Here is a 22,345-nt window from a genome sequence, read left to right as displayed (position 1 = left end):
CGCGAGTCCGCCCTACCTGCCGAGGGGATTACCGGTTCTTGAAGAACGAGACGTCGTTGTTGCCGATGAGGTCAGGGACCGTCCAGCCGTCGAGGTCGTATTCACTCAGGCACTGCTCGGCCAGTCCCTTCATGGAACTTGCGTGTCCACGATTCTGGGCTGCGAACAGCAGTTCGGCTTTGACGTTCTCGTGATTGCCGGAGTAGTTGCGCTCGTAGAGTTCGTGTCGGCCGCCGAACTCGGTCCCGATCGAATCCCAGAGCGCCTTCATGACTTTCACGCGGTCGACGGCGGTGATGCCGTCGGAACCGCGAACGTACTTGTCGAGGTACGGACGCACGTCCGGGCTCTTGAAGTCGAGTGAACTCGAAGGCAGGTAGATCAAGCCCGACGCGACGTCCTGTTCGATGATCTCCTTGATCCGCGGGTACCCCTGGATCATGAACATTCGATAGGTGAGGCCGTACTCGAGCTTCGGGATCACCGAATCGCCGACCCACTGTTCGGGATCGCGTGCCATCGATTCGGTCAACGACCAGAAGAGGTTTCGCCACCCGATCACCTCACCGACACGGGTCTGGACTCCGCGGAAGCCGCCGGCGCCGGTGGCTTCGAGTGCCTTCATCAACAGTCCGGCGATGAAGTCGAGCTTGACGGCCAGGCGAGTGCAGCCCTGAAAGGTGAAGCGCGGCAGGAAGCCCGATTGAGGGAAGAATGCGTTGATCCGGTCGACGTCGCCGTACATGAAGACGTTTTCCCACGGAACCAACACCTTGTCGAAGACGAAGATGGTGTCGTTCTCGTCCATGCGACTCGACAGCGGATAATCGAACGGACTGCCCATCACCGCAGCATGTTCGGTGTACGAGGTGCGGCAGATCAGCTTCACACCCGGCGCGTCCATCGGTACCGTGCAGATCAGGGCGAACTGCTTCTTCTTGATCGGCAGACCGTAGTGAGCGATGAAGTTGTAGTTCGTGATCGCCGATCCGGTGGCGACCACTTTGGCGCCGCTGACGATCAAACCTGCGTCGGTTTCCTTCTCCACCTTCATGAAGACGTCACCGACCTCGTCCGGTGGAAGTTGGCGATCCACCGGGGGATTGATGATCGCGTGGTTCCAGTACAGAACTTTCTCCTGCGATTCGCGGTACCAGCGTTCGGCGTTGTCCTGGAACGGTGCGTACAACTCCTTGTTGGCGTGGAGGGTGCCCAGGAAACTCGCCTTGTAGTCGGGGGAACGGCCCATCCAGCCGTAGGTCATACGAGCCCACGTCGCTATGGCATCGCGTTCCTTGAGCAGATCGGCCGAGGACGTCGGAGTGCGGAAGAACGGCATGGTGACACCGCCGTTGCCCGTGTCCGTCGGAACGGTCAAGGCGTCCACGTGCTCGCCCGTATGCAGAGCGTCGTACAGCCTCGCGGTCATGCGGATCGGATTCCGGAACGCGGGGTGTGTCGTGACGTCCTTGACGCGATCACCGTGAAGCCAGATCTCGCGACCGTCCTGCAGGCTCGAGATGTACTCGTCACCGGTCATCGGTCGGGTGGCGAAGTTCTTCGTGCGGTTGGCTTCGCAATCGGCGGCCGGATTGACCTGTGGCGCTCCGGAATCTGCGGGATCGACGCCGGTGGGAGGAATTTCGGTGGTCGTCATGGCAAAGCCTCTCAGATCGTTTGGGGTGCGGGCTGAAGATGAATCGGGGTGAACGAAGTGGTGGCGTCGAACCAGCCGCTGTGGGGGTCGTCCTGACTTCCGTTCCAGACTGTGGTCGACGAGGTAGCGCCTAGATCGTGAAAAGTGCTTCGGTAGAACAGAAGCGGATCCTTGCCACTCGACTGAGCGTCGACGATCTCGCCGATGAAGATGATGTGGTCACCGCCGTCGTACTCCCTCCACGGGACGCACGAGATGGTTGCTGCGGCGCCGTCGAGCAGGGGAGCGGTCGATCCGTCGATCCACCTCGGTTCGGTGCGCTGCGGTCGGCCGGCAAAATGCATGGCCGTGTCCACTTGGTCGGAGGCAAGGATGTTGACCGCAAACGGCGCGTTGCCGAGGTAGCCGCACGCCTTGGACTTGCGAGTCATCGTGATCTGGCACAGCCGTGGTTCCAGGGAAATGGCCGTGAATGCGGTGACCGTGGCTCCGTGTGGTTGACCGTCGGCATTGGTACAGGTGATGACGGTGACGCCGCTCGCGAATTGACCGAAGATTCCTCGAAGCTGATTTTGTTCCATGACCGGACCTCCTTGTCGGATGGCGGTTGAGTGAGAGTGCCGCGAAGTGCGGGAGGGAAGTAGTGGGCGACTCGCGCCGGGAGTGAAGACGAACGTACGGCGGGCGCAGGCTTCGGTCGATCCGTACAGCGCGGTGGCTATCCGGATTGCGCACCCGATCGCGGCCCGTACCCGTTTTCTCTTGGAAGTGACCGGGGACACAGTGTTCAATGATGTTCAGCGCCCTTGCTCGGCAATGTGGCTGGTCACGGGTTTGGAAGGTGAAGAAGGACGATGGTCGACTCATGATCGGTACAGCTCCCCGCGACTGGGACGAGGCGTGTCATGCGGTTTCGGACGCCTACTTTCCGCACACGCTGACGCCGTTGTCTCGGCATGCGGCCAGTGGAGTCGGGGTGTGCACCACCGAGTTGGGACCGCTGAGGATCGCTCATATTCGGTGGGGAGCAGACGTCGCCGTCGAATCCGATCATCCCGGTGCCTATGGGGTGAACATCCCGCTCTCGGGCGAGCTCGAGTCGGTGTTCGCGGGCTCGCACGTGCTCTCGACGCAGGGTGTTGCGACGGTATGTCCACCCGACATCACGACGAGAATTACGCGGTGGAGTGCGGACTGCGAGATCGTCGGAGTCCGGATGGACCGTCAGTACCTCGACCGTGAGATGGAAAAGGTTCTCGGTCGACCCGGAATGCACTTGCCTGATCAGGTGGATCTTCGGGGCGACGACGGAGCCAGATGGCTGAAATTTGTTCGCTCACTGTCGGATCAGATACTCGGCCCGGTCGGCGTGCTGCACAACGACCTGGTGGCAGGTCAGCTCTCCGGCGCCGTGGTCACGGCATTCGTCCTTGCCGCAATGCCCGAAAGCGAGGACGCGGTGCGACACGCCAGGCCGCGCATCGTCAAGCGGGTGCTCGACGAGATGCACGACGACCCGGCCCGCGTGTGGACCGCAGCCGAGATGGCGGAGGTGGCGGGCGTCAGCGTACGGAGATTGCAGGAGGGATTTCGGCAGTACGTGGGCCGGAGTCCGTCGGAATGCCTGCTCGACATCCGTCTCGCGCGGGTCCATGCAGATCTGGTGGATGCCGACGACTCGACGACGGTCACCGATGTCGCTGTGAGATGGGGTTTCACGCACACCGGACGGTTCGCGTCGTCCTTTCGGCGTAAGTACGGATTGCTGCCTTCCGAGGTGTTGAGGCGCTAGCTTCGGTACCCCATGTCCGCGCTGAGTTGGTTCGCCTTCTCGACGAGGAAAGGCGCGACGTCGGCGCGGAAAGCTTCCGGGGATGTTCGTCCGGCCGAGGTCGAACACGCTGTCACTCCGACGACGCTTCCACCGGCGTCGCGGACGGGAGCAGCGAGGGAAATCAGGCCGTCTTCCAGTTCCTCCGATGTGAGCGCGTATCCCTGCTCGCGCACCACCCGGAGGGCGGTATGGAATGCGCCTTCGTCGGTGATCGTGGTGGGTGTGAGGGCGTCGAACGTGGAGTTCGCGATGACGTTGTCGACGATTTCGGTTGGCGCCCAAGCTAGCAGGGCTCGACCCATGGAGGTGGCATATGCAGGCACTCGGGTGCCGACGCTGACGTTGATGCTCATGATCCGCCGGACGGGTACACGCGCGGCGTAGACCACGTCGACACCGTCGAGCACCCCGAGCGACGCCGACTCGTGGGTGTGTTCTGCGATCTCCAACAGACGAGGGAGCGCCGCCTCCGTCAAGGCATGTGATGCCGAGAAGTGCTGCCCGATGCTCAGAACGCGTGGGGTGAGCGACCACCGACTGTTGTTGCCGGTGACGTATCCGAGCTTCTGCAGCGTGAGGAGGATGCGCCGGACCGCTGGGCGGGAGAGACCCGTTTCGGCGGCAAGATCGGCGAGCGACGGGTTGGGGTTCTTCTCGTCGAAGGCCGTCAGCACAGCAAATCCACGCTCGATGCTCTGGATGTAATCGCGATCGTTCTCGCTCACGGAATGGCCTTTCATCTGCGGGTATGCCCGATCGGCGCCTTCGAAGGTTGACAAACCTTGTGACTGGGCGCACAGTACAAGCGTACGCACAGCGTAACAGATGTACGCAGAGCGTACAACCCAAACTTGGGGAGCCGACGCAGCCCAGCAGTACGGCACCCACCCGGTAACAGCCACATACGGCCCCGAGGAGGACCACATGACCACTTCCGAGAGCCCCACCGCAGTAGGTTCGGGTACTGCCGCCACCGACAAGTTCCTCCAGGAACGAGTCAGCGCGGACACCCCGCCCGAACGCGTCTCGGCCATCGCCAAGGACGTGCTCGAGGCACTCGCAGGCGTCATCGACAAGCACGGCATCACCTACCCCGAGTACCGCGTCCTCAAGCAGTGGCTCATCGACATCGGCCAGTTCGGCGAGTGGCCCCTGTGGCTGGACGTCTTCCTCGAGCACAACGTCGAGGAGGTCGCGTACCGCGGTCAGCACGGCACCAAGGGAAGCATCGAGGGCCCGTACTACGTTGCCGATGCCAAGACGTTGCCTGCCAAGTGTGAACTTCCGATGCGTGACAACGAGGTTGGATCGAAGCTGGTCTTCGAGGGCCAGGTTCGCGATCTCGACGGCAAGGGGTTGGGCGGTGCAACCGTCGAACTCTGGCACGCGGACGACGAGGGCTACTACTCCCATTTCGCGCCGCACATCCCCGACGGCAACCTCCGCGGAACGATCGTCGCCGACGACGAGGGACGCTTCGAGATCACCACGATTCAGCCTGCGCCGTACCAGATCCCGACCGACGGCCCCACCGGCTGGTTCATCGAGAAGGCCGGCTGGCACCCGTGGCGTCCGGCTCACCTGCACCTCATGGTGAAGGCTCCCGGTAAGCGCACCATCACCACCCAGCTCTATTTCAAGGATGGAGAGTGGATCGAGAACGACGTGGCAACGGCGACGAAGCCCGAACTGATTCTCGATCCGAAGCCAGGTGCCGACGGAACCAACCGGGTCACATACGACTTCGTGCTCGATCCGGCCTGATCCACAACTGCTCTGAAGAAAGTGATTTGATGACAGACCTGTCGATCGTCTCCATCGAGACGACCATCCTCGACGTTCCGCTGGTTCGCCCCCACAAGTTCGCCACCACGTCAATGACGGCGCAGCCGTTGTTGCTGGTCGCGATTCGCACCTCCGACGGGGTGATCGGATACGGCGAAGGAGTCGTTCCGGGCGGGCCGTGGTGGGGTGGCGAATCGGTGGAGACGATGCAGGTCATCATCGAGAAGTACATCGCGCCGGTGGTGGTCGGCAGGCGCGTGGATCACATCACCGCGATCATGGCCGACATCGAAAAAGTTGTTGCCAATGCACGATTCGCGAAGGCCGCCGTCGACGTGGCGTTGCACGACGCCTGGGCGCGTAGCCTGGGAGTCCCCGTGCACACGCTCCTCGGCGGGGCTTTCCGCGAGAGTGTCGACGTCACGTGGGCACTGGGTGCTGCGCCGGCGGACGAGATCATCGAGGAAGCTCACGAAAAGCTCGAATCCCGGCTCAATTTCAGCTTCAAACTCAAGATGGGAGCACTCGATCCAGCAGTCGACGTTGCGCGCATCGTCAACATCGCGCAGGCGCTGGACGGCCACGCCGGAGTCCGTGTCGACGTCAACGCACGGTGGGATCGCTTCACTGCCCTGCGGTACTTGCCACAACTCGCCGAGGGTGGAGTCGAACTGATCGAACAACCCACTCCGGCAGACCAAATCGAGGTCCTCGCCGAACTCAGTAGGCTTCTACCGATTCCGATCATGGCCGACGAGAGTGTGCAGACCCCCCACGATGCTCTGGAAATCGCCCGCCGGAGCGCCGCCGATGTCATCGCCCTCAAGACCACCAAATGTGGTGGCCTCCAGCGCAGCCGCGACATCGTCGCGATTGCCAAGGCCGCAGGTATCGCGTGCCACGGTGCGACGTCCATCGAAGGCCCGATCGGCACCGCCGCTTCGTTGCACTTCGCGTGCGCCGAGCCCGGAATCAACTTCGGAACAGAGCTTTTCGGCCCACTGCTCTTCAGCGAAGAGTTGCTTCAGGAACCCCTGAAGTATTCCGAGGGTCAGTTGCACCTCCCCGCCGGACCTGGCCTGGGAGTCGAACTGAACATGGACGCCGTCAAGACCTGGACCAGGAACTAGAGGATAGAAGAACATGGCACTCTTTCACGTTCGGATGGACGTCGATATTCCGCGCGACCTGGATCCGGAAATACGCGCCGATACCGTCGCAACGGAGAAGGCGTACTCGCAAGACCTTCAGCGACAGGGAAAGTGGGTACATCTGTGGCGAATTGTGGGACAGTTCAGCAACATCAGCATCTTCGATGTCGAGTCGGCTGACGAACTCCATGAGATTCTCTGGAACCTGCCCCTGTTCCCGTACATGACCATCGAGGTCATGCCGTTGACGCAGCACGGATCTTCGATCAAGTAGCCCGCCATGTCTGCCGTGTCTGCCACGCCTCCGAGCCTGCCGGAATCTGTGCAGCAGTGGCACTGCGAGATGTCGGAGACCTTCGGTGGCCTGTGCCCCGAGAGTTCTGTCGATGCCGCGCCTGTCGGTACGGTCAGCGGCGTAAGTCTCGGGGACGTAGGCGCTTTCGACATCTCCGGTTCGCCGCAGATACTGCGGCGGAGCGCACGCGCAGCGAAGCGACACGGTAGTGATCTGCTCAAGATCTGCACGGTCCGAACCGGGAGCGCGATACTGCGCCAATCGGACCGCGAGTTGACGGCCCCGCCCGGCGCGATGATTCTCTACGACGTCGAGCATTCGTACGCGCTGCGTTTCGACGGTCACTGGTCGTGCACCGTCATGACCCTACCGCGCAGTGCGGTGAGTCTGACCGAGCGAGAACTGAATTGCGCGCTCGAGCGCACCCACGACGGTCGGCGTGGGTCCGGTGCATTGCTGGAAAATTTCATCTCGGGCGCTGTTGCATCCCAGGTCGACGGCAGCGCAGCCGGGCTTCTCGGAGATGCTGGAGTCAATCTCGCTTCGGCAGTTCTGATGCAAGGATCTGCGCCCGCGACACCCGGACGTTCGACGCGAGAGGAGATCTTGCGATATGCGCTTCGGAATCTCGACTCACCAGACCTCTCGGTCGCGTCGATCGCCGGTGCGTTGCACCTGTCGCCGCGAACCGTTCAGCGTCACTTCGGTGACGGGGATCTGACCCTCAGTGCGCTGATTCGCCGCGAACGGTTGATCCGCGTACGCCGCGATCTCACCGACGTCTCACTGCGGGGTCATTCGATCTCCATCCTGGCCGCACGATGGTGTTTCCATGACGCACCAGCGTTTTCGCGTGCGTTCAAAGCGGAATTCGGTGCGGCGCCGTCGGAAGTACGTAACTCGCCTGATCCGAACGCCCGCGAACGTCACTGATCTGTCGCATCCGAACAACAAACGTGTCCGATCACGACAACTGGGAGCCCGAATACCGGGGCAGAGTGTGTTTCAGATCGCTTTTTCAAGCTCGCGAAGAGCTCAGGTCCACGAACAGCGAGGGCCGCAGCGAAAGCTACGAATCGAGGAACTCATGACGAATCTGCTCGCTCATCAGCAATGGCACGGAAAGATTTTCGACGGCCAATGGATCGACGGAGGCGGTGACACCGTCGAGTCGCTCGAACCGGCTACCGGCGAGGTGCTCGGTGTGATCGGCACGGCGACTGCTGCGGATATCGATCGAGCGGCACACATCGCGTCGGCCGCGCAGCCGGCGTGGGCGGCCACGATCGGGCAGGCCCGCGCTTCGGTGATCCGTAAGGCAGCGCAGATTTTGGAAGCCGAGCGAGCCGAGGTGGAGCGCTGGCTGATTCGTGAAGGTGGTTCCGTACCAGGGAAAGCCGCGTTCGAAGTTGATCTTGTCATCTCCGAACTGTGGGAAGCCTCGGCACTGCCGACACAGCCGTTCGGGCACCTTCTGCCCGCCAGCCAGGAGGGGCGCACGAGCATCGGTCGCCGGGTGCCCCTGGGTGTGGTCGGCGTGATCAGCCCGTGGAATTTCCCGCTTCTCCTCGCCATGCGCGCTGTCGCCCCCGCCTTGGCGCTCGGAAATGGCGTCGTTCTCAAGCCGGATGTTCAAACCGCGATCAGCGGGGGTGCGGTCATCGCGGAATTGTTCACGTCCGCAGGTCTTCCCGAAGGCCTCCTGCATGTGCTCGCCGGTGACGCGGAACCTGGTCAGGCATTGTGCGAGAGCCCGAGCATCGCGATGGTGTCCTTCACGGGTTCGACCGCCGTCGGCCGTCAGGTCGGGGCAACTGCCGGTCGCACGCTCAAGCGTGTCTCGCTGGAACTGGGTGGGAACAATGCGCTGATTGTCCTCGACGACGCAGACCTGGATGCCGCGAGCTCGGCGGGCGCGTGGGGTTCGTTCCTGCATCAGGGGCAGGTCTGCATGACCGCAGGCCGCCACATCGTGTTGGAATCGGTCGCCGATCAGTACCTGGACCTGCTGGCCAAGCGCGCAGCGGTCCTGCCGGTCGGGGATCCCAATACAGGCGACGTCGCTCTCGGACCGCTCATCAACGCGCGGCAGATTGCGAACGTCGATCGAATCGTCCAGGGCACCAAGGCGGCCGGCGCCGAAATCCGCGCCGGTGGAACATACGAAGGGCTCTTCTATCAGCCGACCGTCCTGGCCGGAGTCACCTCGAATATGCCCGCGTTCCGTGAAGAAATCTTCGGACCCGTGGCGCCCGTCGTGATCGTCAAGGACGAAGACGAGGCAGTCAGGTCGGCCAATGACAGCGAATACGGTCTGGTTGCTGCCATTCAAACAGGATCGGTTGAACGCGGCGAGCGGATCGCGGACCGACTGCGTACCGGCATCGTGCACATAAACGATCAGACTTTGAACAACGATGCCTATGCACCATTCGGTGGCACGGGTGCCTCCGGAAACGGCGCGAGATTCGGAACTCAAAGCAGTTGGGACGAATTCACCACCTGGCAGTGGCGAACCAGCCGGCCAGCAGCGCAGACCTTCCCCTTCTGAAGCCGAAAGGTACTCCTATGCACACCATCTCGGCTCATGATCTTCCCACCGTGTTGCAGGACGGCGAATTCGAACTGCGGATGCGAGAAGAAGGCGACATGATCGTCAACTTCGTCAAAATCCCTGCTGGTGCAGACTTTGCCGAACCGTTCGCACAATTGGAAGGCGGGCGCTGTCAATGTCCGCACTACGGATACGTCTTGAAAGGAAGGATCTACACAGATTCCGAAGCAGGTCGGCAAACCTACGATGCCGGCGACGTGTTCTACTGGGCACCCGGTCACGTTCCCGGAGCGATCGACGACTCGGAGTATGTCGACTTTGCTCCCAAGGCTGAATTCCTCGAACTGATCGACGGAGTGCGTAAGGCGATGGGCGGCTGAGCTGTTCGGCCGCCACCGAGGTCAGCGTATTCCGTCGCGACGTAGTGCGACGGACACTGCGGCAGAGCGGTTATCGACACCGAGTTTGGCGTAGATGTGCCCGAGGTGTGTTTTCACCGTCGCTTCGCTGATGAAGAGTGCTTTACCCAGCTCGCGGTTGGTCATCCCCTCGGCGAGCAGACTGAGCAGTTCGGACTCACGCGCGGTGAGCGCTTCCTGCGGGCGCTGCATCTGCTGGACAAGACGAGAGGCCACGGTAGGAGAGAGAACGCTGCGCCCGGCTACCGCGCCGCGCACCGCGCCGAAGATCTCGTCGGGCGTCGAGTCCTTGAGTAGGTAACCGATGGCACCGGCGTCCACGGCCCGCACGACGTCGGCGTCGGTGTCATACGTCGTGAAAACCAGTACGGGAACGTCGACACTGTCGCTTCGCAGGCGTTTGATCGCCTCTGCACCGTGCATGCCGGTGCCCATGTCCAGGTCCATCATCACCAGATCCGGTGAGGCCGACGGTATCGCCGTGGCCGCCTCCTCGCCGGACGATGCTTCGCCTACTACTTCGACGTCCGGCTGAGTGTTCAGCAGCGCTCTCAGCCCGGCTCGCACGACCAGATGATCGTCGACGAGGAACACGCGAATGGTGGTGGTCACCGGATCCTCCGTTCGAGAGGGAACTGGGCCGCGACGACGGTGCCGTCTCCCGCTGCACTTTCCACGGTGAACGATCCGCCGAGCTGTGCGACGCGGCTTCGCATCGCACGCAGGCCGTATCCACCGTACCGAGAATGGTCGGCGAGCTTTCCCGGATCGAAGCCGACGCCGTCGTCGAAGATGTCTACGGAGACGGAGTGGTCGAGATACGTGATCGTCACGCCCGCCGTTTCGGCGCGAGCGTGGCGGGCGATGTTGGAGGACGCGCTCGAGACCACTCGCACGACGGCATGAGCTACGTCCGAGGGCAAGATGACGGCTTCACCGACGGTGCGGATCCGAACGGCCGGGACGAACTGGCGGGCGGCGGCCACGACCAAGGCGTCGAAGTCGCCCGTACCGCCCTTGGTCGGCGCCAGATCGTGGACGAGGTCGCGACTCTGCATCAAGCTCGTTCGGATGTTCTCTGCTGCGGCATCGACATCGGCTCGAGACGGCGAACCCGTTGTATTCCACGTTTGTTCGGCTGCCTCGAGCCGTAGAAGGGCGCTCGCCAGTCCCTGGGTAACTGTGTCGTGGATTTCGCGCGCGAGGCGCTCTCGCTCAGCGGCAACGCCGGCAGCGCGTTCGGTATCTGCCAATGCAGATTGCGCTTCTGCTACCTGACGCAGAAGCCGAAGGCGTTCTCGGGCATCTCGTTCCATCTGCCCGTACGCGGCCGCGACCAGTGCCGCGGTGCACAGCGGCCCGAGAAGTGTCACCAATTCGGCACGACCGGTGACCCGGTAGAACGCGATACCGGCGAGGACGCCCAGGATCCCGACGAGGGGGTAGGCGATCTTGCTCGGATACAGACGAATGCAGAGGAAGAGAACGGGAAACGCACACCACGCGAAACTCGGGGCAAGCCAGACCAGCGCTGCCCATGCGCTCAGTACCGGCCACATCCACAGCCGTTGGCGAACCACATCTCGCGAGGACACCGTGGCCATGACGGCGTAGAGCAGGGCGAGGACCACGGCCAGGACGAGTACCACCCCGAACCGACCGCTGGTCCCGTGGACTGTGACGTACCGAACTCCCGATGTAGACAGCAGTACGAAGAACGACGCGTGGATCGCATACGCCAACGGGCCGCGTAGGCCGCGTTCGGCGTCGGCGTTCATGGCTCCGTTACTCATCCCTCGAATGTTACGGAGGGCACCAGGCCGTCGTATCAACCATTCGGATGATATCCGGGTAGCCGTAGGGGGCACGGTTCGTCACCCGAGCGCCCGATGTGCGCACCCGCACCCGGACGCGACGCTGTAGTGGACGGTTTCGAACCATTCGATTGAAAGTGTGCCCGACATGAACCACCGCATTTACACACGACTTCCCCGTACGCTCGCTGTCGCCGTTCCGGTTGTCGCAATCCTTGCCAGCGCCGCATGCTCGACCACCGACACACCGGTGGCGAACGCATCGAGCACGACGTCGATTTCTGCCACGCAGCAGCCTGCCGCGACCGGTGATTCGGCGATTGTCACTCAGAATCGACTCAGTGCCGACGCAGCAGTGAAGGCTGCTGGTGCGGCCCTGGCGAAATGCCGCGCCGACGGTCTCGGCTTCGTCACCGTCTCCGTCGTAGACCGCGCGGGAAATGTCATCGCCATGGTGCGCGGCGACAACGCAGCCCAGCACACGGTGGAAGCCTCACGCGAGAAGGCATACACCTCTGCAGCTTTCGGAGCCGACACCAGTGACCTCTCGCAGCGTACCAAAGGCGAAGGATCAACCATCGCCGACCTTCCCGGCACTCTCTTCCTTGCAGGTGGAGTCACATTGAAGGCTGGAGCCGGGTCGATCGCCGGTATCGGTGTCGGTGGCGCTCCAGACGGAATGCAGGACCAAGCGTGTGCTGCCGCAGGTCGTGATGCGATCGCTTCGTCACTCGGCTGAGTGAGCGCATTCAGCGTGCTTCGTGAATTGTGCTTTTCGCCACCTGGATTCGCTCGGCACGACAGTTGTCCGATTGTTGCGATGACCTCGACTTTGTAACACCGGAGCCCCAGGAAAGGGACAAACACGTCGACAGTGGAACCGACGATGCACTTACCGAAGCGAGTTTCTTGATGCGCAGTTTCGGGGAAAGACACAACCTTGCAGAGAATCAGATTCACGTTGCCCGAACGCAATACACGGCGGGTGCGGGTGCTCGTAGCGGCGTTGTTGTCGATATTCCTGCTCGGCGGTATGTTAGGTCCGACCGCTGCGAGTGCTACTCCGGCGCGCTCGGCGCCATGGGGTGGGTACGACGAGTTGTGGGTCCCGTCTTCGATGGGAAACATCAAGGTTCAGGTGCAGTGGGCCGCGCGCGGTGGCAACGCCGCGTTGTACCTGCTCGACGGTCTTCGCGCGCAAAACGACAGAAATGCTTGGAGTTTCGAAACGAACGCACTCGATCAGTACCGCAATGACAACATCACGTTGGTGATGCCGGTCGGCGGTGAGTCGAGTTTCTACACGGATTGGTACGCGCCGTCCAATTTCAACGCTCAGCCGATAACGTACAGGTGGGAAACGTTCCTCACCCGCGAGCTTCCGGACTTCCTTGCAGGGTATGGCGTTTCACCAACCAACAATGCGATCATCGGGTTGTCGATGGGCGGCAGTGCCGCGTTGAACCTGGCGGGGCATCATCGGGATCAGTTCAAGTTCGCCGGCTCGCTGTCCGGCTACATCAATATCTCGGGTCCGGGTATGCGTGAAGCGATCCGCGTAGCCATGTTCGACGCCGGCCGGTACAACGTCGATTCGATGTGGGGCCCGCCGTGGTCATCCGGATGGCTTCGCAACGACCCGTTCGTCAACGCGGAATCGCTTCGCGGACTGTCGATGTACATTTCGTCGTCCAACGGCATCCCGGGACCGTACGATCATCCCTCTGCGCCGATCGATTACTTCCACACGGCGACGGGCATGGGGCTCGAGGCGCTCTCGTGGGTGCACGCGCGTGCATTCGAAATTCGCCTGAAATCCTTGGGAATCCCAGCGACGTACAGCTTTCCGCCCGCCGGAATTCACTCGTGGCCGTATTGGTCTGCTGAATTGTGGATGGCCAGAGGACAAATCCTCGACACCATGAACGCCTGGTGAAGCTGTAGTTAGGATCTCTCCGGACTTGCTCTCGATCGAAAGTCCGGAGAGAACTCGCTCAGAAGGCGATGATTCCACGGAGGTTGCGACCGGCATGCATGTCGGCGAAACCGTCGTTGATCTGGTCGAGGGTGTATCGGTTGGTGATCAGTCCGTCGAGTTCGAGCTTGCCGCTGGTGTAGAGATCGATCATCCAGGGAATGTCGGCGGTGGGATTGGATGCACCGAACAGGGATCCCTGAATTCTCTTCTGGTACAGCGTGAGTTCCATCAGGCTCACGGGAATTCCGACGTCCGTCATCTTCCCGAGGCCGGTGACGACGCAGGTTCCTGCCTTGCGGATCGACGAGAATGCCTGCGCGACATGTTCTCCGGTGGTGACACCGACGGTGACGATGGCCGAATCCGCGCCCTGGCCGTTGGTGAACGAGCGCGCTATGTCGGTGGCTTCCTCCATGGTGGCCACGGCATGGGTGGCGCCCAACTTCAATGCACTGTCGCGCTTGAACGCAACCGGGTCCACCGCGATCACGTGGGCGGCGCCGGCATGCGAGGCGCCCTGCACCGCGTTGATTCCGATTCCGCCGACGCCCATGACGATGACCGTCTGCCCGGGATACACCTGAGCGGAGTTGACCGCGGCGCCCCAACCGGTTCCGACGCCGCAGCCGAGCAGACACAAAGCGTCGAGTGGCAGGTGCTTGTCGACTTTCACAGCCGAGAGAGTGCTGACCGTGGTGTATTCACTGAAGGTGGACAGGCCGCAGGTTTGTGCGACGGGCTGACCGTCGAGAGACATTCTGTAACTCGAGGTTTCGCCGGGTCTGCTGCCAGTCATGATGGCGGCGCCGTTGTCGCAGAGGTTCTGGATTCCGCTTGCACACCAACGGCAACGGCCGCAGGCGGCGAGGAACGAGAACACGACATGATCGCCCTCGGACCATCCTTCCGTGTTCGGCCCGACCTCGACGACGATTCCGGCGCCTTCGTGTCCGCCGCAGATGGGGTAGCGGCCGACTCCGTGGTCGCCGCTGGCGATGTGATCGTCCGAGTGGCACAGGCCTGAGGCGACCATTTTGACAGTGAGTTCGCCGCTGCGGGGTGAATCGAGTTCGAGATCGACCACCTCGTATGTGCCTGGTGCTTGGCGAATGACGGCTCCACGAGTGCGCAAGGTATCTCCTGAGGTCAGAGTTGTTCTTCGGCTTCCTCAGTTGTCTACTCGAGAGTTCAGGACGGGCTCGAGGCCTATCTCACTGATCGGACGTTTCGTATCTTTCAGACTCGTCCGGGGTGCGTCCCAAGATGGCGAGTTGCAGTTCGGTGAGCAGTCGCGTATCCGGCTCGTCCAACGAAATGCCCATGATCTGTTCAGCGCGCCGAATGCGGTAGCGCAGCGTGTTCGGATGTACTTTCAGAGACGAGGCGGCCTTCTTCACATCCCCGAAAGCTGTCAGGTAGGCCGTGAGCGTGAACTGCATGTCAGAGGTGTTCTTGTCGTCGTAGGAGACGAGTCTGTCGATACGAGGGTCCCGCAATCGCTCGTGATCAGCAACGAGGTCGAGTATCTCGCCCAGCAACACCGCGGTGCGTGACGCCGCGAGTGTGGTGACCTTCGAGGTTTCGTGATCATCGGTGGTATCGAGCACGCGGTCCACTTCTCGACGCGCCTCGGGTACGCCGTGCAATCGCGCGATCGGGACCGCGACGGCGGCGCGCACGCTGATGCCCGCACGGGCCTCGACTACTCCCACGGTGTCGTAAGCCCAGTCGCTGATCGCGACCTCGTGTTCGGCCTGAGGAAACAGCACGTAGATCCGGTTGTCGATGATCGTTGTGACCGCGTCGCTGCGGAATGCGCTGGCGCGCAGGCGCAAGGCGTTGGTGATTCGATCGAGATTCGATCCGGGCGCGAGTGATGTCGCAAATCCGATGACCGCAGACGGTCCGTCGGTGTTGATGCCGAAGGAGCCGGCCAGCGAGTGCATGTCGACTCCGCCGGAGCGAACGCCGAACAGCCTTTGCAATTGGGCATTCTCGCGGCTGGAGGCGTCCAAGGTTCGCATGAGAATGCGTGCGGCGACTGCCGCTGCACCCCGCAATACCGCTTGGGCGTCGTCGGAAAGAGGTTCAGAGGCGCGCTGCACCCAGATGCTGCCGAGATTGTGTTGGTGTGCAACAGAACCCGTCGGCGCTGACAGGTCCGGGCGGGTGATGCTCACAGCCAACCTGTGCGCGGCTCCGATGCTCGGCTCGGAGGGCAGACTGATGACCTCGTCCGATCGCCTGAGATGCTCGAACACGCCTCTGCGCTCTATCCATTCGGTGTATTCGATCGGCCACTCCCGGCCCAGTATGGAGAGCTGACGGAGTTCGTCTTCACCTTCGTGAGCAGCTGAATATGCGATGACATGGAGTGCCGTGTCGTCGATCGTCACGAGTCCGCCGGTCAATTCGGCGATCGTCTCCGAGAGCGCGAACAGATCCGAATCGCCACCGGCCACAGCTCCTGAGACGGCCCGCGAACGGTACATGCTCTGTGTCAGAAGTCGTTGTACGAGTGAATAGACGTGTCCGGAACTAGCCTGCGGATGTACCGCGGCCACTGCGATTCCGATGTTGCGTGCGGCGGTGAGAAGCGTCGTCGCCTCGCGCGCATTCTTGACGAGCAAGAGCTTCGGACGACGCCTCGCCGGCCTGCCTTCGAACTTTCGCAACCACTGCGTCAACGTCGATTCGGGAACCCCCACGGGGAGGTAGATGTCGGAGATCGCACCACGGCTGTCGGTGCCGTCGATATCGGAGGACTCGACGAGGGCGATCGAACGGATTTCGACATCGAGTCCGTCCGGGCTTTCCAGAAGCTCGATCACGGACTTGTCCGTGGAATGCATGAGGGCGCCGAGGGTGGTGCCGACACTCGGCCCGTTATTCCTCGGACCTGTCGACGCTTGCGGGAGGGCTACAGAAAGTGGCTGCACATTTGCTCCTCGGCCGGTGGGTCATTACAGGCTAACCCCGACAGACGAAATGCAGAATAAGGAAATAGGGGACAAATCTATTCGTCAGGCATGGTGATGCCGAGTTCCTGTACCTTTTCGGCGACTGCCTCTGGAAAAACGTTCTTGAACAGATAAAGGTCTTGTCCGATCACCCAACCAGGTGCCAACGCTGTCGCATATCGCTCGAAGTATCCGAGTTGTTTACCGAAAAGAACCAATTCCTCGGGACTCGCAACACCCCACTGCTTGCCCAACTGAATCAGTGCCATGATCAATTCACTGAGCTTGAGTTCACCGAGGTCACGGCCGAGAATCGGGGCCAGAGCCGTTGCGACCTGCATACCGAGCTGATCGTCGTCGACTTCGTAGTCGGTTGCATATCCCAAGGATCGAATTCCGCGGGCGACACGGGCGAAATCACCGTCGATGAGGGTGGCTCGGAACATATCGGAAAGAATGGATCTCCAGGTCTCGGGAAGGACGCCGACGATGCCGAAGTCGAGCATCGCTATCCGGCCGTCGTCGAGGACCCACAAATTTCCCGCGTGTACATCTCCGTGGAACGGACCGTGAACGATGACTGATTCGAGCCAGACCTTCACTCCGCGCCGGATCAGCATGCGGGCTTCGTCGATGCCGTCCGGACCTGCGACGAACCGATCCAGTGGAACGCCGCGCATGCGTTCCATACAGATGACTCGGGGACCACAGTAGTCCCAGTACACCTCCGGTGTCGTGACTCCTTTGTTGTCGCCGAACGCACTGATGTTGTTCCGGAAAGTGGTTTGCCGGTCGGCCTCGACCGCGCTGTTCAATTCCGTCATCGTGGCGTTGTGCAGATCGCGAATGATGGCGGTGGCATTGGCAATTCGAAGGAACTCGACAAATTTCTCGAGGATGTTCGCGCCCCAGTACGCCGCCCGCAGGTCGATCAGCATCCGCGCATAGATGTCCGGACGCTGGATCTTGATGACCGCCTCTCGGCCGTCGTGCAGAACGCACGCGTGTACCTGCGCTACCGATGCGGCCGCGAGAGGTACGTCGTCGAATTTCGCGAACAGGTCGTCCACGGAGTAACCGAGGTCCTTCTGCACGACGCTTCTGGCCTGCTCGGCCGGGAAAGACGGAACATCGTCGAGGCAGCGTAGGCATGCATTGGCGACGGGGGCCGGGAACAGGCCGGACGACGACGCGACCAGTTGGCCGAGCTTGACGAAGGTGGGCCCCAGCGCGATGAAGCCGTCGACCATCCCGTCGGAAGCAGCGTCTGCCCAGGTGCGGCCACGCTTGCGGAAAGGCCACACGATCAGTGCCAGCATGATCGACGTGGACAACACGACGGCGATGATCGCGGAACGCCACAACTGGGCGAGGCCGAAGCGTTCGAGGTCCGGCATGTGGACTTCGAGGGCAGTGGCGGGCACTCCTGACGAGTACGGCCCGACAGGTCGCGTTGGATCCAGCACAGCTCTCCCTCGTTCAACGAGCGCATCCAGCATTTTGCCGTGAGATCACTTACGCGACCCCTTCCGTTAGTCAGTATGCCAAGTCACACATAACTGCCGGAACCGCCTACGCGTTCAGCCTACGATCGGTGAATGCGTGAGCACTTGATCCCGATCGGCGAGGTTGCAAAATCGTTCGGAATTGCGGCGTCGACCTTGCGTTATTACGAGGACGAAGGACTGCTGTCCGCGCGGTCGCGAACTGGCGGCAAACGCTGGTACGGGCAGCGTGAGCTGCGCCGGCTGGCATTGATCCGGATGTACACCGAGACGGGAATGTCCTTGGAACAGGTGCGGTCCTTCATCGAAACCGACACCACGTCCGACCAGTTCTCGACGGTTCTCGCAGATCAAGTGTCGACACTCGAGGCACAGATCGCCGCTGCTACGCGAGCGAAGCTGATCCTCGAGCATCACCTGACGTGTCGGCAAGAGCGTCCGATGCAGTGCCCGTGGTTGCTCGAGCAGCTCGACATTCGTGTCGAAGCGGCGCTTGACTTCAAGTTGACTTGAACCTTCATAGTTAGGGCGCACTTACCGCCCTATCTGGAGGTTGACCATGTCGGCACGACGATGGCTGCCGCTCATCGCCGCATGCATCGGAACTTTCCTGTTACTGACGTACGCCACGATCACAACGATCGCGGTGCCGGCCATCGCAGTCGGTTTGGACGGCAGTACGGGCGCGATGTCATGGGTCGTCGACGCCTACACGCTGGCTCTTGCCGCGCTTCTGGTGGGCATGGGCGCACTCGGCGATGCGTGGGGACGCAAACGCCTCTACATCTGTGGACTGGTCGTGTTCCTGGTTGCAACGGCCGTGTGCGCGATTGCTCCGGACATCACGGTTCTGGTCGTTGCTCGCGGCGCGCAAGGAATTGCCGGTGCGGCGATGTTCGCGACACTCCTGCCTCTGCTTGGCGACGCTTATTCGGGCCGCGATCGGCACGTGGCTTTTGCCGCGTGGGGTGCCGTCGCTGGATTGGCGGCGGGAATCGGCAACGTTGCAGGAGGGCTGCTGACGCAGTTCTTCGACTGGCGTGCGGTCTTCTATTTCGGAATCCCCGTGGCCGCAGTGGCGCTCGCAATGGCTGTGTTCTGTTTCGCCGACAGTGAGCGCGGCGACGACAACATCGACTGGGCCGGAATCGTTTTGTTCACCCTCGCTGCCGTTGCCGCGGTTCTCGGCGTGACGTGGGGCGGCGACATCGGGTGGGCTTCGTCGTCGACAGCTCTTGCCTTCCTGATCGCAATCGGTGCGCTGACGGCGTTTGTGTGCTGGCAGCGTCGAGGCAGCAGTCCGATGCTCGATCCGGCATTGTTCCGATCCCTGAAATTCGACGGCGTCCTCGTCGCTGCTTTCGGGTACTACCTCGCGGCCTACGGCCCGCTCGTAGTCCTTTCACTGTGGCTGCAGAACGGGCTGGAACTGTCGGCATCGGCGGCCGCACTCGTGCTCTCGATTCAACCGCTCGCTTTTGTCTTCGTATCGGCCTTGTGTGGATCACGGCTTCAGCGCGTCGACCTTCGACTGTCGCTCGGATTCGGGACGATCCTTTGCGGAATCGGTTGCGTGGCCATGCTGTACGTTCTCGCCGAGCCGGTCTGGCCCGCACTGATCGCCGGGCTGATTCTGACCGGTGTCGGTTCGGCGATGGTGTCGCCGGTGCTGCCGGGTGCCGCGATGTCGGACGCCCCGGCAGAGCGCGCCGGGACGGCTTCGGCAACAGCCAACTCGTCGCGTCAATTCGGGCTTGCCGTCGGAATTGCGTTGTGCGGCTCGCTCTTCGTCGGTCCGGACGAGTTCGCCTTGCTGTGGCCGTTGGTCTTCTGTGCCGGCGTCGGAATGCTCACGGGTTTGGTGTCGATCCTTCTCTTTTCTCGTTCGTCAACTCCTGAAACAGTTCAACCAATCGCCGAAAGGGCACACACATGACCACGCTGTTCACTCCACGACCGCACCGGCGTATCGAGATGGACTGGAATCGCCGCAGGTTCCTCGGCGCTGCAGCAGGATTGGCTGCTGCGCTGGCAGCGGCCGGTTGCTCGCGTTCGGACGCAGACGCCGGGGGCGAAGGCGACGCAGGCTGGTCCTTCACCGATGATCGCGACAATCTGATCGAATTGGATTCACCACCAAGGACATTTGTCACCTACACCGGTATCGCGGGTGCTCTGTGGGATTACGGACTGGTGCCTGTCGGAGTTTTCGGGGCACTGACACGATCGCCGGGATCAACGGACACCAGCATCTCCGGCAATTTGGATTTCGCGAAGACCGACATGGTCGGGCAGCTCTGGGGACAAGTGGAACTCGAGAAGATCGCTTCGCTGGAGCCGGACGTCGTCATAGTCCCTCAGCTGCGTGGTTCGGCACTACTCGACGAGGCGAACTTGGATGCGGTGAAAGGCTTGTCGACAGTACTGTTCGTGGAAACGGCAGCAGGAACCATCGACCGAACCGTGCAAGAGATCGTGGAACTCGCCGTGGAACTCGGGGCGGACCAGGATATGGAGGCTCAGCGAAAAGAATACGACGCTGCGCGTGCACGGATCTCCGAAGTTGCTTCTTCGCTGAATAATTCACAGGTTTTGTTCGCGTCCGCAGATCCGGACACGATTCGTGTCAGTCGTTCGGGATTCCCGATCCTTGCAGATCTGGCGGGATTGGGCCTTGCCGTCGTCGATCCGGCCGCGGGATCGTCGGTCTACGTCGAGAAACTGGCTTGGGAGATGGCGGACCACTATCCGGCCGACATGATCTTCCTCGACGATCGCCCGTCCAGTTTGCAACTGGATACGCTCGGAACCAATCCTGCGTGGTCCAACTTGCCCGCGGTGAAGGCGGGGAAGATCGGGACCTGGAATCCGGAACCCGTGCTCAGTTATGCCGGGATCGCCCGTACGTACAACGATCTGGCTGACCAGCTGCTGGCATTCTCACATTCCTGACCGCCGCGTCGTCTACGACGTATGGACCTCTTCACCGCTCTGTCTGCTCGTGTTGAATCCCTCGATTGGCCTGCGCTGATCGAGGGAATCGACTCCAGTGGGTGTGCCCAGACGACGCCGATACTCGACGAGTCGGAATGTCGCGAAATTGCTTCCTGGTACTCGGAGGTCGACCGGTTCCGGAGCACCGTCGACATGGCTCGATACCGTTTCGGCCAAGGGGAGTACCGGTACTTCGGTGATCCCGTACCGGAGCCGATCACGGCTATGCGATCCGCCTTCTACCGACACCTCCTGCCCGTGGCGCGGGAGTGGGCGTTCAAGCTGGGCGAGGGTGCACCGTGGCCGGATTCTTTCGAAGAATGGATCGATCAGTGTCACGACGCCGGTCAGAATCGCCCTACCCCGATCCTTCTGTCCTACGGACCTGGTGACTGGAATGCATTGCATCGGGACTTGTACGGAGAGTTGCTGTTTCCCTTGCAAGTCGTGATCGGGCTCGACAGACCTCGCATCGACCACGTCGGCGGCGAGTTCTTGCTCGTGGAACAGCGGCCGCGCGCCCAGTCGAAAGGGACGGTGACAGTTCTCGGGCAAGGTCACGCTTTGATCTTCACCACGCGGGATCGACCGGTGCAGAGTTCTCGTGGGTGGTCGAGAGCCCCTGTGCGACATGGTGTCAGCGTGGTGCACTCGGGTACGCGTCGAACATTGGGATTGGTGCTTCACGATGCCGAGTAAGACGTACATTCTCCGCGACGCTCGCAACAAACCCTACGAGAGTTCGACGCCCGGTGTGCTTGGCGGGCACCGGAAAACGAAGATCTACGGGCGACTCGACTGTCGAGGGGCCGCGCAGGCAATCGCGCGTGGCGGGTATGTCGCCAGTCGGGTGTTCTTCGCGGACGAGCCGACCGCGATTGCGGCCGGCTATCGCCCCTGTGCCGTCTGCATGCCCGAAGGTTACGCAGCCTGGAAGGCAGTTGCTACGCGCCGAAGCGGTCGCGGTACTCCTTCGGAATGAGCGGCTTGTCGCCGCGGACCTTCAGCTGCTGGACAGCCCAGGTATTGCCGTCCGGGTCGGCGAATCCGAAGAAGGTGCCCCCGTCACGCTCGTCGAAGACGGTGACCTCACTGGCATCGACGCCGCGGCCGATGAGCTCTTGGCGAGCCGCTGCAGCGTCGGCCACGACCAACTGCAATCCCTTCAACGAACCAGGGGTCATCTCGGTCTGCGACGGCAGGTTCCCGATGACGATCGAGCAGCCCGAACCACGCGGAGTGAGCTGGGCGACCGTCATGTGTTCGTTGACGGTGTGGTGGTCGAGATCGAAACCGACCTTGTCACGGTAGAACTCGATGGAGCGGTCGAGGTCACTGACGGGAACGATGACTACTTCGAGGGTCCAGTCCATGAAACTGCCTTTCGCTGAGGAGGTTC

23 protein-coding genes are annotated in these 22,345 nt (G+C 61.8%); 14 read left to right on the top strand and 9 right to left on the bottom strand.

The window, feature by feature from the left end:
• Window positions 1–28: 28 nt before the first annotated feature.
• Together AC1Q61_RS02570 and AC1Q61_RS02565 are read right to left on the bottom strand one after the other, a co-directional pair.
• Entirely contained in the window at window positions 29–1,657 is a 1,629-nt protein-coding gene (locus AC1Q61_RS02570) for a 4-hydroxyphenylacetate 3-hydroxylase family protein (RefSeq protein ID WP_042925173.1), read from the bottom strand.
• A gap of 11 nt (window positions 1,658–1,668) precedes the next feature.
• Entirely contained in the window at window positions 1,669–2,238 is a 570-nt protein-coding gene (locus AC1Q61_RS02565; protein WP_042925172.1) for a flavin reductase family protein, read from the bottom strand.
• Window positions 2,239–2,522: 284 nt separating this feature from the next.
• Here AC1Q61_RS02565 and AC1Q61_RS02560 point away from each other — a divergent pair, with 284 nt between their 5' ends.
• Window positions 2,523–3,449 (top strand): AraC family transcriptional regulator, encoded by a 927-nt coding sequence (locus AC1Q61_RS02560; protein ID WP_215516151.1) that lies wholly within the window; start codon window positions 2,523–2,525, stop codon window positions 3,447–3,449.
• On the opposite strand, the gene AC1Q61_RS02555 is transcribed toward AC1Q61_RS02560, so the two are convergent.
• Window positions 3,446–4,216 (bottom strand): IclR family transcriptional regulator, encoded by a 771-nt coding sequence (locus tag AC1Q61_RS02555; RefSeq protein ID WP_003939932.1) that lies wholly within the window; start codon window positions 4,214–4,216, stop codon window positions 3,446–3,448. The genes AC1Q61_RS02560 and AC1Q61_RS02555 overlap by 4 nt on opposite strands.
• Before the next feature lie 199 nt (window positions 4,217–4,415).
• Here AC1Q61_RS02555 and catA point away from each other — a divergent pair, with 199 nt between their 5' ends.
• The 6 genes from catA to AC1Q61_RS02525 all read left to right on the top strand — a co-directional run bounded on the left by catA (window position 4,416) and on the right by AC1Q61_RS02525 (window position 9,656).
• Window positions 4,416–5,255: a catechol 1,2-dioxygenase gene (catA, locus tag AC1Q61_RS02550; protein ID WP_003940427.1), complete on the top strand. Its 840-nt coding sequence runs from the start codon at window positions 4,416–4,418 to the stop codon at window positions 5,253–5,255.
• 29 nt (window positions 5,256–5,284) lie between these two features.
• Window positions 5,285–6,406, top strand: a complete 1,122-nt coding sequence (locus AC1Q61_RS02545) for a muconate/chloromuconate family cycloisomerase (RefSeq protein WP_003940572.1) — start codon at window positions 5,285–5,287, stop codon at window positions 6,404–6,406.
• 13 nt (window positions 6,407–6,419) lie between these two features.
• Complete coding sequence (catC, locus tag AC1Q61_RS02540; RefSeq protein WP_042925169.1) at window positions 6,420–6,701, top strand: muconolactone Delta-isomerase; 282 nt, start codon at window positions 6,420–6,422, stop codon at window positions 6,699–6,701.
• 6 nt (window positions 6,702–6,707) lie between these two features.
• The gene (locus tag AC1Q61_RS02535) at window positions 6,708–7,655 is read left to right on the top strand and encodes a helix-turn-helix domain-containing protein (RefSeq protein ID WP_003940292.1); all 948 of its coding nucleotides are present in this window, start codon (window positions 6,708–6,710) and stop codon (window positions 7,653–7,655) included.
• A gap of 154 nt (window positions 7,656–7,809) precedes the next feature.
• On the top strand, window positions 7,810–9,273 hold the full coding sequence (locus AC1Q61_RS02530; RefSeq protein WP_215516133.1) for a benzaldehyde dehydrogenase: 1,464 nt from the start codon (window positions 7,810–7,812) through the stop codon (window positions 9,271–9,273).
• Window positions 9,274–9,290: 17 nt separating this feature from the next.
• Window positions 9,291–9,656 carry a cupin domain-containing protein gene (locus AC1Q61_RS02525; RefSeq protein WP_042925167.1) on the top strand — a complete coding sequence of 122 codons (366 nt, stop codon included), beginning with the start codon at window positions 9,291–9,293 and terminating at the stop codon, window positions 9,654–9,656.
• A gap of 21 nt (window positions 9,657–9,677) precedes the next feature.
• On the opposite strand, the gene AC1Q61_RS02520 is transcribed toward AC1Q61_RS02525, so the two are convergent.
• The gene (locus tag AC1Q61_RS02520) at window positions 9,678–10,307 is read right to left on the bottom strand and encodes a response regulator (protein WP_042925164.1); all 630 of its coding nucleotides are present in this window, start codon (window positions 10,305–10,307) and stop codon (window positions 9,678–9,680) included.
• Window positions 10,304–11,473: a sensor histidine kinase gene (locus tag AC1Q61_RS02515; RefSeq protein ID WP_492650779.1), complete on the bottom strand. Its 1,170-nt coding sequence runs from the start codon at window positions 11,471–11,473 to the stop codon at window positions 10,304–10,306. Before AC1Q61_RS02515 ends, AC1Q61_RS02520 begins: the two co-directional genes overlap by 4 nt.
• A 184-nt stretch (window positions 11,474–11,657) precedes the next feature.
• On the opposite strand from AC1Q61_RS02515, the gene AC1Q61_RS02510 reads away from it, so the two are divergent.
• Window positions 11,658–12,248 carry a GlcG/HbpS family heme-binding protein gene (locus tag AC1Q61_RS02510; protein WP_042925227.1) on the top strand — a complete coding sequence of 197 codons (591 nt, stop codon included), beginning with the start codon at window positions 11,658–11,660 and terminating at the stop codon, window positions 12,246–12,248.
• Between the two features lie 294 nt (window positions 12,249–12,542).
• Window positions 12,543–13,445, top strand: coding sequence for an alpha/beta hydrolase (locus AC1Q61_RS02505; protein WP_228232592.1), 903 nt, complete (start codon window positions 12,543–12,545; stop codon window positions 13,443–13,445).
• A gap of 58 nt (window positions 13,446–13,503) precedes the next feature.
• Here the strand turns inward: AC1Q61_RS02505 and AC1Q61_RS02500 are convergent, their stop codons facing one another.
• From AC1Q61_RS02500 to AC1Q61_RS02490, 3 genes are all read right to left on the bottom strand, one after another.
• On the bottom strand, window positions 13,504–14,619 hold the full coding sequence (locus tag AC1Q61_RS02500; protein WP_042447159.1) for an NDMA-dependent alcohol dehydrogenase: 1,116 nt from the start codon (window positions 14,617–14,619) through the stop codon (window positions 13,504–13,506).
• Between the two features lie 79 nt (window positions 14,620–14,698).
• Window positions 14,699–16,339: a PucR family transcriptional regulator gene (locus AC1Q61_RS02495; RefSeq protein WP_030536470.1), complete on the bottom strand. Its 1,641-nt coding sequence runs from the start codon at window positions 16,337–16,339 to the stop codon at window positions 14,699–14,701.
• Window positions 16,340–16,503: 164 nt separating this feature from the next.
• Window positions 16,504–17,913 carry an ABC1 kinase family protein gene (locus AC1Q61_RS02490; protein ID WP_007729754.1) on the bottom strand — a complete coding sequence of 470 codons (1,410 nt, stop codon included), beginning with the start codon at window positions 17,911–17,913 and terminating at the stop codon, window positions 16,504–16,506.
• Between the two features lie 132 nt (window positions 17,914–18,045).
• Between AC1Q61_RS02490 and AC1Q61_RS02485 the strand changes: the two genes are divergently transcribed.
• Genes AC1Q61_RS02485 through AC1Q61_RS02465 form a run of 5 tightly spaced genes read left to right on the top strand, consistent with a single transcriptional unit; the run spans window position 18,046 to window position 21,928 of the window.
• On the top strand, window positions 18,046–18,465 hold the full coding sequence (locus AC1Q61_RS02485) for a MerR family transcriptional regulator (protein ID WP_007729752.1): 420 nt from the start codon (window positions 18,046–18,048) through the stop codon (window positions 18,463–18,465).
• Window positions 18,466–18,511: 46 nt separating this feature from the next.
• A complete protein-coding gene (locus AC1Q61_RS02480) occupies window positions 18,512–19,888 on the top strand; it encodes an MFS transporter (RefSeq protein ID WP_042925156.1) in 1,377 nt (458 codons plus the stop codon).
• The gene (locus AC1Q61_RS02475) at window positions 19,885–20,904 is read left to right on the top strand and encodes an ABC transporter substrate-binding protein (protein WP_042925153.1); all 1,020 of its coding nucleotides are present in this window, start codon (window positions 19,885–19,887) and stop codon (window positions 20,902–20,904) included. The genes AC1Q61_RS02480 and AC1Q61_RS02475 overlap by 4 nt, the downstream gene beginning before the upstream one ends.
• A 21-nt stretch (window positions 20,905–20,925) precedes the next feature.
• Window positions 20,926–21,645, top strand: a complete 720-nt coding sequence (locus AC1Q61_RS02470) for a 2OG-Fe(II) oxygenase (RefSeq protein ID WP_042925149.1) — start codon at window positions 20,926–20,928, stop codon at window positions 21,643–21,645.
• Entirely contained in the window at window positions 21,635–21,928 is a 294-nt protein-coding gene (locus AC1Q61_RS02465; RefSeq protein WP_007729748.1) for an Ada metal-binding domain-containing protein, read from the top strand. The genes AC1Q61_RS02470 and AC1Q61_RS02465 overlap by 11 nt, the downstream gene beginning before the upstream one ends.
• Here the strand turns inward: AC1Q61_RS02465 and AC1Q61_RS02460 are convergent.
• Window positions 21,891–22,319, bottom strand: coding sequence for a VOC family protein (locus tag AC1Q61_RS02460; protein WP_007729747.1), 429 nt, complete (start codon window positions 22,317–22,319; stop codon window positions 21,891–21,893). The genes AC1Q61_RS02465 and AC1Q61_RS02460 overlap by 38 nt on opposite strands.
• Window positions 22,320–22,345: the final 26 nt, after the last annotated feature.

This window comes from Rhodococcus sp. MPR-R1B, from assembly GCF_058793255.1.
The sequence above is the reverse complement of the archived record's forward strand: the minus strand, read 5'-3'. Positions and strand labels throughout refer to the sequence as shown.